Annotated in this window: 11 protein-coding genes; 8 read left to right on the top strand and 3 right to left on the bottom strand. The window is 41.3% G+C overall.

Annotated features, from left to right (window positions below; genetic code table 11):
* Positions 1–183 precede the first annotated feature (183 nt).
* On the bottom strand, positions 184–1,206 hold the full coding sequence (locus tag QAI40_RS14755) for a phosphagen kinase (RefSeq protein ID WP_299980695.1): 1,023 nt from the start codon (positions 1,204–1,206) through the stop codon (positions 184–186).
* Positions 1,207–1,576: 370 nt separating this feature from the next.
* On the opposite strand from QAI40_RS14755, the gene QAI40_RS14760 reads away from it, so the two are divergent.
* The 8 genes from QAI40_RS14760 (at position 1,577) to QAI40_RS14795 (ending at position 10,673) form a co-directional block, all read left to right on the top strand.
* A complete protein-coding gene (locus QAI40_RS14760) occupies positions 1,577–2,194 on the top strand; it encodes a TetR/AcrR family transcriptional regulator (RefSeq protein ID WP_299980691.1) in 618 nt (205 codons plus the stop codon).
* 142 nt (positions 2,195–2,336) lie between these two features.
* Positions 2,337–3,311, top strand: a complete 975-nt coding sequence (locus QAI40_RS14765) for an AAA family ATPase (protein WP_299980689.1) — start codon at positions 2,337–2,339, stop codon at positions 3,309–3,311.
* Between the two features lie 15 nt (positions 3,312–3,326).
* Entirely contained in the window at positions 3,327–4,205 is an 879-nt protein-coding gene (locus tag QAI40_RS14770; protein ID WP_299980687.1) for a DUF58 domain-containing protein, read from the top strand.
* Positions 4,206–4,748, top strand: a complete 543-nt coding sequence (locus QAI40_RS14775) for a hypothetical protein (protein WP_299980685.1) — start codon at positions 4,206–4,208, stop codon at positions 4,746–4,748. It abuts the gene before it with no gap.
* Complete coding sequence (locus QAI40_RS14780) at positions 4,748–5,743, top strand: VWA domain-containing protein (RefSeq protein WP_299980683.1); 996 nt, start codon at positions 4,748–4,750, stop codon at positions 5,741–5,743. Before QAI40_RS14775 ends, QAI40_RS14780 begins: the two co-directional genes overlap by 1 nt.
* Positions 5,744–7,516 carry a VWA domain-containing protein gene (locus QAI40_RS14785; protein WP_299980681.1) on the top strand — a complete coding sequence of 591 codons (1,773 nt, stop codon included), beginning with the start codon at positions 5,744–5,746 and terminating at the stop codon, positions 7,514–7,516.
* Between the two features lie 46 nt (positions 7,517–7,562).
* On the top strand, positions 7,563–9,989 hold the full coding sequence (locus tag QAI40_RS14790) for a BatD family protein (protein ID WP_299980679.1): 2,427 nt from the start codon (positions 7,563–7,565) through the stop codon (positions 9,987–9,989).
* Between the two features lie 126 nt (positions 9,990–10,115).
* Positions 10,116–10,673, top strand: a complete 558-nt coding sequence (locus tag QAI40_RS14795) for a DJ-1 family glyoxalase III (protein WP_299980677.1) — start codon at positions 10,116–10,118, stop codon at positions 10,671–10,673.
* Here the strand turns inward: QAI40_RS14795 and fdhD are convergent.
* Positions 10,670–11,488 carry a formate dehydrogenase accessory sulfurtransferase FdhD gene (gene fdhD, locus QAI40_RS14800; protein WP_304511735.1) on the bottom strand — a complete coding sequence of 273 codons (819 nt, stop codon included), beginning with the start codon at positions 11,486–11,488 and terminating at the stop codon, positions 10,670–10,672. The two genes, QAI40_RS14795 and fdhD, sit on opposite strands and share 4 nt — an antisense overlap.
* Before the next feature lie 41 nt (positions 11,489–11,529).
* Positions 11,530–12,308: class I adenylate-forming enzyme family protein (locus QAI40_RS14805; RefSeq protein WP_304511736.1), on the bottom strand; the 779-nt coding region annotated here is incomplete at its 5' end.

The raw sequence follows: 12,308 nt of genomic DNA on the forward strand, positions 1-12,308 counted from the left end.
CAATCTCTCATAGGTTCTTCCTCTCTTCTCCCTTTGGAGCTTTCCCGGGGAAGAACCTTTATCACATTTTTTCCACGCCGGAACGGTAAAACCTTTTAGGGTCGCTCGGGCATAGCCCGAGGTTTAATTTAAAACAATTAATTTCTGCAATTTTTATGCCATAAATTAAGGAAGGGGAGAGCGTTAAAGGTTTTGTTCAGCCTTGATAATGGCTAAAAGACCGTTATGAAGATTTTGAATGATCCTGGATTCTGAAATCCCTAATCTTTGGCGATTACTGATATCAAACACCGCATGTCTGATCTTTGTTTTTTCCCCGCCGGTTCCCCGGATTTGGAGATTATATGTCCGAACAAGATCATGGAGAAGGTCTTTATTTCGTTCAAGTTTTTCAAGCCGGATGTGTACGCCGGCCCTCATGGATGTGCCGATGTTTGTGGGACAGGATGTCAGATACCCGTATGTCTTATCCCGGGAGAAATCAAGGTTTTGGTTTAATGTCGGAAGCGCTCTGGAAAGGCGGTTATAAACACTTGAAATATCTGATGTCCTTTCCAGGCTGATGATCCTTAAGTGATCTTCTTCATTAACCCAGACCATAAATCGTTTGTCAAAAGAGTGAAATATGCCCCTGCATTTGGGAAAATCAGAATTGATTCCTGCTGCATCCTGAAACCGGTCTCCTTTCTGGAACCACAAGTTTTCCTTTTTAAGCCGTTTCAATTCTTTTTCATCAATAGATTCAAAGGAATAATATTTCCCTCTAAGATCATCCTTTAACCGATCCAAAGCTGAAACAATTTTTTTTTCAAGTTTGCGGCGTTGGGATAAGGAGATGTGACAGGGAAAACTGAATCCTTTCAGGTTCCGGGCAACTCTTATCCGTGTAGACCTAATATATTTTTCTTCCGGATCAAGGCTGGGAAGGATAAGCCGGCTGATATCCGGTTTATGTTTTTTATTTTTTGAAAATTCATGGTATTCACAAATGATCGGATCAAAAAGCAGCGAAAAGGTTTTATAGGATTGGGCATCTCCGGCATAAACACCAATGGAACTGTCTGAATTTTTTATCCCTGAATTGATGGCCTGCGCCAGGGTAAATCCTGAATCAGTCTTCTGGTGTTCAAGGGCATTAAAAATTTTTAACGACAAATATTTTTTTACAAGGCAATTGGATTTTTTAGAAAAAAAAGATGGATTCAAAAGCAGTTAACTTTCGTAAGAGGAAGACTGGGAAGAGATGCCTCGTGCAAGTGTTGTCTGGATTTTATCCAGAACAAGACAGTCTGTATGACATTTTGGAAGTTTTGATTTTCTTTTACAATTGAGGCACGGGCTTTTGATTAAATACCCGATCTCAAAGTCAAACAGGTCTCTGTTGATGATAGTTTCCATAGCAAAATTATTTTATAATTTTCAATTAAAATCTCTATATATCAATTGCCGGAAGAATCGTCAATATTTGCGTTGCTCTTGTGTGAAGAAATATTTTTTGCCTTGTCAGACGATTAAACAAATGATAAATCAAAAAGACTATTGAATCTATAATATGCATAGGAAGGGTTAAATATTTGTGGCTGAATCAAGATTTGCAGAGCTGAAAGAAAAGGAAAAGGAGGCAAGAAGACAGATTGTCATTGAATCTGCTTTGGTACTTTTTGCAAAAAAACCGTTTTATGAAGTGGGCATGCGGGAAGTGGCCGATGAAGCAGGTATTTCTCCCGCAACCATTTATAGATATTTTTCAAGCCAGGAAGAACTCTTTAATGAAGCGTTTCTCCAGGATATTTCTTCTGCCAGTAAAACATTTAAATCAATGGTGCTCAAGGATAAACCGGCAAGCATTGAAGAGTTTGCCATAAAATTTGTTGATCACCTTATTGAAAATGAGTCCACGTTTCAGATGATGACATATCTGATGCTGAAAAACAATTTGGCAAATCCTGTTATGGGCAAGTTTGATTCGGTCACCAAAATCTCTTTTGATCTTTTTGAACAGCTTCTGGTAAGACACGGTGTAAAAAAAGAGAATGCAAGGATGTATTCCCATTCATTTATTGCATCGATAACGGGTATTTTAATGACGTTTCGCCATTATCCGTTAAAGAATAAAAAGGCTATTAGGAATCATATTATAAAAGTGATAAAGATCACTTCATCCCTTTACACTGATCAACTGATAAGCAAGTAAGAAATTAAGGCTTATTCCGTACTTGCTTCATTTCTTGATACTTTAGTTACCAAATACTATATTAATTAAAATTTATTATTAAAAAAATTGTTTTTTGTCAGGGTTTATTATGTGTAAATCTATAATATGGGCATAAAGGATTATGGAACAGATCAAAGAATCAATAGAGAAAAATCATCTGTTAATCAGCAGTATCCGAAATGAGATCTCAAAGGAACTTGTGGGACAGGAAAAGTTGGTGGACAGTCTTTTGACAGGACTTTTAACTGGAGGCCATGTCCTTATTGAAGGGGTCCCCGGGCTTGCAAAAACGAGTGCAGTAAAAGCCCTGGCGTCTGCTGTACAGGCGCAGTTCAAGCGAATCCAGTTTACCCCGGATCTTCTTCCGGCTGATTTGACCGGTACTGAAATTTATCGCCCCAAAACATCTGATTTTATTACGAGAAAAGGGCCTTTGTTTAACAATATTATCCTGGCAGATGAAATCAACAGGGCGCCTTCCAAGGTCCAGTCCGCACTCCTGGAAGCCATGGAGGAAAAGCAGATAACCATAGGAGACCAAACCTATCCGTTGCCTTCTCCTTTTCTGGTTCTTGCCACCCAGAATCCCATCGAACAGGAGGGGACTTATTCTTTGCCTGAAGCCCAGGTGGACCGGTTTATGCTTAAAGTGCGGGTTGACTACCCCGACAAGTCTCAGGAACTCGAGATTCTTAAAAAGAACAGCTTTCAAAAGCCCGAGGCCATAAAGGCGGTCATCAATTGTGACCAGCTTGCCGCTATGAGTGAATTGATCGATCAGATCTATGTGGATGAAAAACTCAAAGAGTATATTGTAGACCTGGTGTTCAGCACGCGGCAGCCGGAGAAATACGGGATGGATGTGGCCGAATATATCGAGTATGGTGCATCTCCAAGGGCCACTATTTTCCTTGCAAAAGCCGCTCGGGTAAATGCATTTTTATCAGGCAGGGCTTATATCACACCCCAGGATATCAAGCTTGTGGGGCCGGATGTATTGAGGCACAGAATTATTTTAAGTTTTGAAGCAGAGGCAGAAGATATCTGTTGTGACGATATCATCCAGACTGTTTTTGATTCGGTTGAAGTACCCTAAGGGAAGCAGCATCAGATGATCCCGGCGCATATTATTAAGAAGATAAAGCGGATACACATTAAATCCAGCCGCACGGTAAACAGTATCATGGCAGGACAGTATAAATCCGTATTCAGAGGCTCGGGTATTGAGTTTGAAGAAGTCAGGGAGTATTGCCCGGGAGATGATGTTAAAACACTGGACTGGAAAGTTTCGGCAAGGCTTGGCAAGCCCTTTGTAAAACTTTACAAGGAAGAGCGCGAAAGCATAGTCATGCTGCTGATTGACATGAGTTCATCTTTGAAGTTCGGGACATTTTCGGGGCCAAAACTCGAGAGAGCCGCCGAGGTGGCATCGGTTCTTGCGTTCAATGCCATTAAAAACAGTGATAAAGTGGGGGCGATTTTTTTTACGGACCGGGTTGAAAAATATATACCGCCTAAAAAAGGGTCCAGCCATATCTGGCGGGTGATCAAGGAGATATTTACTTTTTCACCCCAGGGAAAAGGAACTCATATATCGGCAGCCCTGGACTATCTGGCAAAAATATCCAAGAAAAGATCTTTTGTCTTTGTCCTGTCCGACTTTCTGGATGATGGCTATTTGAAAAGTCTGAGAACTATTCGGCAACGACATGAGGTCATTGGGGTAATGATATATGATAAAGGGTCGTTCCAACTTCCTTTAAAAGGAATTATCACCCTGTCTGATTTTGAAACCTCCAATGAATTGGTTTTTGATGGATTTAATAAAAAGATCCGGGAAGAATTTACATCCAGAAAGCGGTCACACTACAAAAAAATATTGAGTATTTTTTCCAAAGCCAAAAGTGATGTGATCGAACTTGAAGCCGGGGCTTCCGTATCTGATACCTTGCTGCAATATTTTAGATTCAGGGAGAGGCGGTTGAGGTAAATGCAGGACATCCATGACATAAGACCCCCGGTCCAGGTTGGTTTTGATCCGATGCTGTTTAAAATCATCCTAATGGTGTTGGGGGGAATCCTTGTTTTAGTGGTTCTGTTTTTTTTGATAAGAAAATGGTTAAAAAAAAGAAAACAACCTAAGGGCCTGAAATATCTTCCCGAACCCATGGCACCGTATGAAGCCGCGTTAAAGGAGCTCGAATTTCTCTTTCAAAAAGAAATGGTTGATCCAAGACTCTTTTATTTTGATTTGACAGCCGTCCTGCGACAATATATCGGCCGCTCCTATAACATCAATGCCATAGAGATGACATCACAGGAGTTTGTCAAACGCATCAACCGGCTTACCCTTGATAAAGCGGTAAAAAGAGATATTGCAAGGTTTTTCAAATTGTCCGATCCTTTCAAATATGCCGGGACTGTCCCTGAAAAAGACCAGGTAAAAGAAGATCTCTTATTTATCAAAGAAAAGATTCATCAAATAGAAAAAGACCTGATAAAACTTAAGGAAAAAGAAGAGGAGGCTCAATAATGTTCAGGTTTGCCTCTCCTTTGTTTTTATTGTTGCTTTTTGTGGTTGTCCTTGTCTGGTTCCTAAAGCTTAGAAAGAAAAGCGCCAGCCATATCAAGGTATCCTCGTTAAAAGGCGTTGAACCGCTTTCTCAATCTTTTATGGTGACGCTCTCAAGACTGGTGCCTTTTTTAAAAATAATAGCTCTGATTCTTTTGATTCTTGCCCTTGCAAGACCCCAGTGGGGGGATAAAAAAATAAACGTGACCACAGAAGGAGTTAATATTATTCTGGCCCTTGATCTTTCTGAATCCATGCGGGCCCTTGACTTCAAAAAGGACAAAAAGATTGTAACACGGCTTGAGGCGGTGAAAACTGTGGTCCGGGAGTTTATCATGAAACGGGAAGGGGACCGTATCGGCATGGTCGTCTTTGGATCAAATGCCTTTACTCAGTTGCCTCTGACCCGGGATTATAACACCATTGCCTTTATTCTGGACAGGCTGAAAATCGGAGCGGCAGGACCCAGAACAGCCATTGGAGATGCCATTGGAATTTCATTAATGCGGCTTGAAGATATTCAGAGCAAATCCAATATTATTATTCTGTTAACAGATGGGAAAAGCAATTCAGGGGAACTTTCCTGGCAGGATGCAACAAAGATTGCCGCCCAGAGAAAAGTGAAAATTTACACCATCGGGGTAGGAACAAAAGGAGAAGCCCCGTTTCTTGTGGATGGCCTGTTTGGCAAACGGTATGTGTATCAAAAAGTGGATGTGGATCTTACTGCCTTGAAAACAATTGCTAAGGAAACACAGGCCGGGTTTTTTGAAGCCGGGGACTTAAAATCCCTTGGGCAGATTTATGAGATGATCAACCGGCTTGAAAAAACAAAGGTGGACGTTGAAAAATGGGTGGAGTACAAGGAATTGTATCCCGGGTTGCTCATGGCCGGCCTGATCATTCTTCTTATTAATATTGTTTTGAGTAATACAAGGTTTTTAAGGATACCGTAAATGAAACTTGCCAATCCATATCTGTTGAATTTATTATGGGCTTTAATCCCGGTGTTCGGTATGATGGTATATGGTATTTTGAAAAGAAAAAGAATACTTTTCGGATTTGCTAAGGCGAACATGTTCTCTTTAATTGTTCCGGGGTTTGATCCCAAAAGAAGATGGATAAAGGCCGTTTTGATCACCATTGGTTCCGGGTTTGCTATCGTTGCCCTGGCAGGGCCGCAACTGGGATACAAATGGGAAAAGACAACGCAAAAAGGGGTGGATATCATGATTGCCCTTGACTGCTCGAAAAGTATGCTGGCACAGGACATTAAACCCAACCGGCTTGAGCGGGCAAAAAGAGAAATTATTGATCTGTTGCGCATGATGAAATCCGACAGGGCAGGGCTTGTGGCATTTGCAGGACGTGCTATCCTCCAGTGCCCTCTAACCCTTGACCATGAAGCATTTAATATTTTTTTAAAGGTTCTGGAACCCGGGTTTCTGCCGGTTGGCGGAACCAATCTCGATGCAGCTATAAAGACATGTTATGATGGTTTTGAAAAAGAGTCTGATACCCAGAAAGCCATCATTGTTATTACGGATGGAGAAAGTACCTCGGGTAATGTGGAAGAGGCAGCTAAAGAGATGGCCAAGCAGGGAATTAAAATATTCAGTATCGGGGTCGGAGATCTTCAGGGCGCACCCATACCCGATGAAAGCGGCGGGTTTAAAAAGGATATATCCGGCAATATTATCCTTTCAAAGGTGGATGAAAAGGGTCTTGAAAAACTGGCCACAATAACGGGTGGAGCCTATGTAAGGTCCGTAGCCGGGGATATGGATCTTGATCTGATTTATAAGGACAGGATCCTTGGGACCATGGAACGAAAGACCCTTACATCAGGGAAGAAAAAAGTCTGGGAAAACAGGTATCAATGGTTTCTTTTTCCGTGTCTGGTTTTATTGCTGATAGAATTCATTTTGTCTTCAAAAAAGAAATTAAAAGGATTGTTTATATTTGTTTTTGTGTTTGGCGCCGGCTTTTTTGTTTTTCAGAATGGACCTGCTTATGCAAAAACGGTTTCTTCCAGTGTCAAACAGGGAATACAAGCCTTTGACGAGCAAAACTATGAACAGGCTAAAAAGCATTTTATTGATGCCCAGCTTGAGAATCCGGAAAACGCAAAGCTTTATTATAATATTGGCGCGGCTGCCTATATGAATAAAGAGTATGAACAGGCTAAAAAAAATTTCATGCAGGCTGCAAAAATAGAGGATATCAAGCTGCGCCATGATGCACGGTATAACCTTGCCAACACAGACTATCGAATGGGGAATCTTGATGATGCCATCAAAGGGTATGAAAATATCTTAAAAGAATTTCCCGAGGACAAGGAAGCAAAAGAAAACCTGGAGTTTGTCAAACAAAAAAAGCAGGAGCAGCAGCAAGAAAAATCGAAATCCGATAAAGACAAGGATGACAAAGAGAAAAAAGAAGGACAAGGCAAGCAGGAAGAGCAAAGCCAGGATAAAAATCAGGATAAGAAAGAGCAGAACAAGGATTCTAAACAAGACAAAAAACAGCCGGAAGAACAAAATCAGCAGGAAGATAAATCTGAGGAAATACCATCTCAACCCCAGGAGAACAAGAATGCAGTCCCTGAAGAAAAACGGCCTGAACAGTCAAATAAGAATATGGAAAATATGCTCAACAGGCTTGAAGACAAACCTGGAAAAGCAATGATGCCTGTGTTACAGAAACAATATGTTGAAAAAGACTGGTAATAATATGAATCTGAAAAGAATTTTTTTCATCTCAATAGTGTTGCTAATGACAATATCTGCGACCGGTTTTTGTTTTGATGTTACTTCCCATGTGGACAAAACCAGGATTTCTAAGGATGACTCTATCTTTTTAAAGGTGGAGGTCAATGGCGGGAAAGCAGACCTGGATTTTTCCATGGTCAAGGATTTCAAGGTGATATCCCGTGGGTCTTCTTCAAGTTATAATTATATTAATGGCAAATCCGAAAGAAAGGCAACCTATCAATATGTTTTGATTCCGCTATCAAAAGGGGAATTGAAGATTCCTGCCATAAAGGCCACAAGGGATGGCCAAACAGCCTTTACCAGGGAAATTGTCATCCATGTATCAGGCCGGGTGGTGGAAACCGATGATATCAAGGCATTGTTTGCCAGGGCTGATGTAGCAGACACCCGCCTTTTTGTGGGGCAGCAGACGGTCTATACTTTGAAATTTTTCACTTCAAAAAAATTGTCAGGTTTGGGGTTTGAAACTCCGCCTGAATTTAATGATTTTTCATCAAAGCCATTTGAAAAGGAAAAAAGCTATACCCTGAACATTAAGGGTATCCTTTACAATGTCTCCGAGGTCAACTATGTCATTATCCCTGCCAGGCCGGGAACGTTCAATATTGATCCTGCAGTTCTGATAGCCAGGGTGATGGTGAAATCAAATCGTGATCCGCGCTTCGATTCTTTTTTTAATGACTCATTTTTTTCATCTAACAGCTTTAAACCCATACGGGTGGTTTCAAATTCGGTCAAAATTGAAGTTTCCCCTGTTCCCCCATATCAGGGTCAAGGTAAGTTTTCAGGTCTTGTTGGTCGTTTTGGTATTGAGGGAAATATGGATAAAACAAATCTTAAAGCCGGGGAGTCGGCTACGCTCACCATTAAAATTTCAGGATCAGGAAATATTATGGATGCAAGCCTTCCTGAAATTGACCTGAATGACGAGGCATTTAAAGTATATGATGATAACCCGGTTGAAACCATTCATCTGACAGAGGCTGGATATGAGGGTGTTAAGATATTCAAGAAAGCCATTGTCCCTGTTAATCCTGGGAAATATGTGATCAAACAGGTTCCCCTGATCTATTTTGATGTGGACAGAAAAGCTTATCAAAAGGTTTTAACCGATGAAATCAAAATTGATGTTATCCCGTCTGAAGAAAGGCACCTTGCCGTCAAACCATTGAATCGAACAACGGATAAATCCGTTGTTAAACAAGAGGTCTCCCTTGTCAATAAAGATATTCTGGAAATAAAAGAGGGGCTTGCGGTGTTGGAAGATTACAGGGAAATTAATCCTTTCTTCTTTGTTTTATTGTTGTCGATGCCTGCAATCTTGTTTTCAGGGGTTAAACTTTTTACCATGGTTACAAAAAAGGAATTATCTGTTGAAAAGGTAATGGAAGAAAAGGCAAGGCATCATTTAAAACAGGCCCGGAAAATGGGCAGTGAGGAAAAAGGCTTCCTGGGGCATCTTTATTCAAGCCTGGTGGCCCTCATCCTGGCCAAAGGGGGAAAAAGGGGTGAAACCGTCACGATAAAAGAAGCCCAAACCATTTTAACCAGGGCCAATGTGGATAACATCCGAATAGACCAGATCACCCATCTGCTTGAAACAATTGAATCTGTTCGATTTGGTGGAAAGCAAATCGATGAAAACAAAGCAAAAGAGCTTTTGTCAAAGACAAAACAGGTAATGAAACTGCTTTGTTTTGCATTGGTTTGTCTGGGGGTGTTTTCTTTTGTCCCGCAAAAAGCAATGGCTGATTCCACAGCCACATTTATAGACGGGATTAAAAATTACAAGGCCGGTCATTTCAAAGAGGCAGCCGGAAAGTTTGAAGCGGTCGCAAAAAGCCCTATCAAGAATCCATATCTTTTTTATAACATTGCCAATGCATATCTGAAAGCCAATGATATCGGTCATGCCGTTTTATGGTATGAAAGAGCAAAGGTTTTGGCCCCCAATGATCCTGATCTGAATTTCAACCTTGAGTATGCCAACACCCTTGTGAAAGATAAAAAAGAAAATTCAGTGGATATCATGGATGTCCTCTTTTTCTGGGACAAATTGATCCCTGAAAAATCAATTCAGATTACAGCTATTTTCTTTTCCTTTGCTTTTTTCACATGGGCGGCAATTAAAGTCCTGAAAAAACAAAGGGTTTTTTCAGGAACAGGCATCATCCTATGTACTATATTTGTTCTGGTCACAGCCATCACATGCGTGAATTACTATAAACGGTCTGTGCAGCTTTACGCAGTCATTGTGCTGGAAGAAGCAGCGGTTCGTTCAGGTGTGACAGACACCTCTACAAAATTGTTCAGCCTTCATGCAGGAACCCGTGTAAGTGTTGAAGAACAAAGAGACGGCTATTTGAAAATATTGTTTTCAAAAGGTAAAGTCGGCTGGGTGAAAACAAAGGAAGCTGTCATAATCTGAACACGTTGACTTCTTTTCCCTGAAAAAAATCCTTGAAAAATCCTGTCAACAATGCAAGGGATATGACTGTAATGCTTGAGACCTGCGGATTTAAGGTTACACTTCAAAAAAGGAAAGGAGCATATCATGGAAAAAAAAGTCCTTGTTCCGGTGGCCCAGGGTGTAGAGGAAATGGAAACCATCACCATCATTGATGTTCTTCGACGGGCAGGTGCAAGTGTTATTGCAGCATCTGTGGATGAGATTAATATCAAAGCGTCAGGGGGAATCGAATTTAAAGCTGACAGACTGATCAAAGACTGTATGGATGAACAATTTGATTTGATTGCCATTCCGGGCGGTATCCCCGGGGCGCATAACCTGAGGGATTCAAAAGAACTTGAAGTTCTTCTTAGAAAACAGGCAGACCAGCAAAAATATTATGCTGCCATCTGTGCTTCGCCCGCGGTTGTACTACATCATCACGGGCTTGTCACCCCAGGTAAGGTGACCTGCCATCCCGGGTTTGTGGATATGATTGATAATGGCAATATTATCGAATCAAATGTTGTTGTGGATGGGAATTGTATCACCAGCCGGGGAGCCGGAACAGCATGCGATTTTGCATTGAAACTTGTTGAATTATTGTATTCTAAAGAAAAGAAAAAAGAGGTGGCACAAAGTCTTGCATTATCTGTTGATTAATCGAGGTACTTGACTTCATCCGGTACTGACGCTTGAATTCTTTTTTCATGGGTGTAGATATTAAACCGGTTGTTCCTTGCAAACCCTACAACGGTCAGCCCTGCTTTGTCTGCAAGTTTAATGGCACAAAGGGTAGGCGCAGTATTGGAAATAACGACGGGAATTCCGGTTTTAATTATTTTGCCAATTATTTCAAGGGACATCCTGCAACTGACAGTTGCAATCTTATCTATAGTATCTATCTCTTTTAACAGGATATCCCCTGCCAGTTTATCAAGGGCGTTGTGCCGGCCAATATCTTCATAATAAGACAGGATTTTTGACGAATTGCAGAGCCCGGCGCTGTGAACGGCGCCAGTCTTATGAAACAGTTCGGAATGGTCCCAGTGCATTTGAATCAAAGAGAGGACCTGATCATAAGTGATACTGAAGTGATCCTTTGGGCAGGATAAAAAAAGATCTGCCTGGTTCTGTAACAGTGTGCCGCCGGATGATCCTTTGATCTGACGACCCTTTTTAAATTCGGTTAACCTTTCTTTCGCCCGGTCACCCAGCGTTATATGACACTGGTTTTTTTCTTTAAAAACCTTAATGGCCTCTATATCTTTTTTTTTATGAACAATGCCCTGGGTAAATAAAAACCCCACCGCAAGTGCCTCAATATCCGTCATGGAAAACACCATCTGAAAGACTTTGTTTTTATTAATAAATATTTCAAGAATTTCTTCATCAATAATGCTGTCTTTCATCAGGATTTTCTTGTTATCTTTAATCCTGATGATATCAACCTGTTTGATGATATGTTTGCTGTCCATTTGTTTTTCCAATACAGAGATTTTGCCAATTAAATGGTCTGTCAGGCTGATCGAGTCTCTTTTGACATTTTTCTTCTCTCATCATCTCTGACTTCACGACGTAACAGCTTGCCGACTTTTGATTTGGGCAGCATATCACGGAATTCAACATATCCTGGTACTTTATAGGATGCAAGGCGTTCACTGCACCACCGGATCAGTTCAACACCGCCGACACCTCTTGCATCTTCCTTAAGCACCACAATGGCCTTGATACGTTCCCCCACCTTTTCATCAGGAATCCCTATGACGCAGGCATTAATAACCGTGGGATGATCCTGTAGCGCGGCCTCGATCTCAGAAGCCGATACCCTGTAACCCTTGTGCTTGATCACATCAGCCGATCTTTCCATGTAAACCAGTTCACCATCAGGTTTACAGCTGACATAATCGCCCATTCTGCAATAGATTTTGTTATTGACCTTTACATAGGTTTTTTCTGTTTCATCTGGTTTCTCATAATACTCTTGTAATGCATAGGGCGAGGTGACAAAAAGTTCACCGTTTTCCCCGTCCTCAACACATTCCAGTGTAACCGGGTCCACCACAATACATTCCCGGCTTTCCAAAGGATACCCGATGGAGCCAGATGTTGGTGGAGTTCCTATTTTGCTGTAGGTCACGTGACCCACTTCTGTAGAGCCGTAAACCTGGTATATGGGAAGATCATATTTTTCTTTGAACCGGTTCATGACCTTACCCGGCAGCACATCCCCTCCGCAGAAACAATAGACCAAAGATGACATATCATACTGGTCCAGGCGGTCATTTTCCAGGATCA

This window comes from Desulfobacula sp. (genome assembly GCF_030611305.1).
Lineage (GTDB): Bacteria > Desulfobacterota > Desulfobacteria > Desulfobacterales > Desulfobacteraceae > Desulfobacula.

Excerpts from the sequence above, each read along its gene's own strand:
- QAI40_RS14790 (WP_299980679.1), top strand. The coding sequence starts at position 7,563 with ATGACAATATCTGCGACCGGTTTTTGTTTTGATGTTACTTCCCATGTG.
- fdhD (WP_304511735.1), bottom strand. The coding sequence starts at position 11,488 with ATGGACAGCAAACATATCATCAAACAGGTTGATATCATCAGGATTAAA.
- QAI40_RS14780 (WP_299980683.1), top strand. The coding sequence starts at position 4,748 with ATGTTCAGGTTTGCCTCTCCTTTGTTTTTATTGTTGCTTTTTGTGGTT.
- QAI40_RS14765 (WP_299980689.1), top strand. The coding sequence starts at position 2,337 with ATGGAACAGATCAAAGAATCAATAGAGAAAAATCATCTGTTAATCAGC.
- QAI40_RS14775 (WP_299980685.1), top strand. The coding sequence starts at position 4,206 with ATGCAGGACATCCATGACATAAGACCCCCGGTCCAGGTTGGTTTTGAT.
- QAI40_RS14795 (WP_299980677.1), top strand. The coding sequence starts at position 10,116 with ATGGAAAAAAAAGTCCTTGTTCCGGTGGCCCAGGGTGTAGAGGAAATG.
- QAI40_RS14770 (WP_299980687.1), top strand. The coding sequence starts at position 3,327 with ATGATCCCGGCGCATATTATTAAGAAGATAAAGCGGATACACATTAAA.
- QAI40_RS14785 (WP_299980681.1), top strand. The coding sequence starts at position 5,744 with ATGAAACTTGCCAATCCATATCTGTTGAATTTATTATGGGCTTTAATC.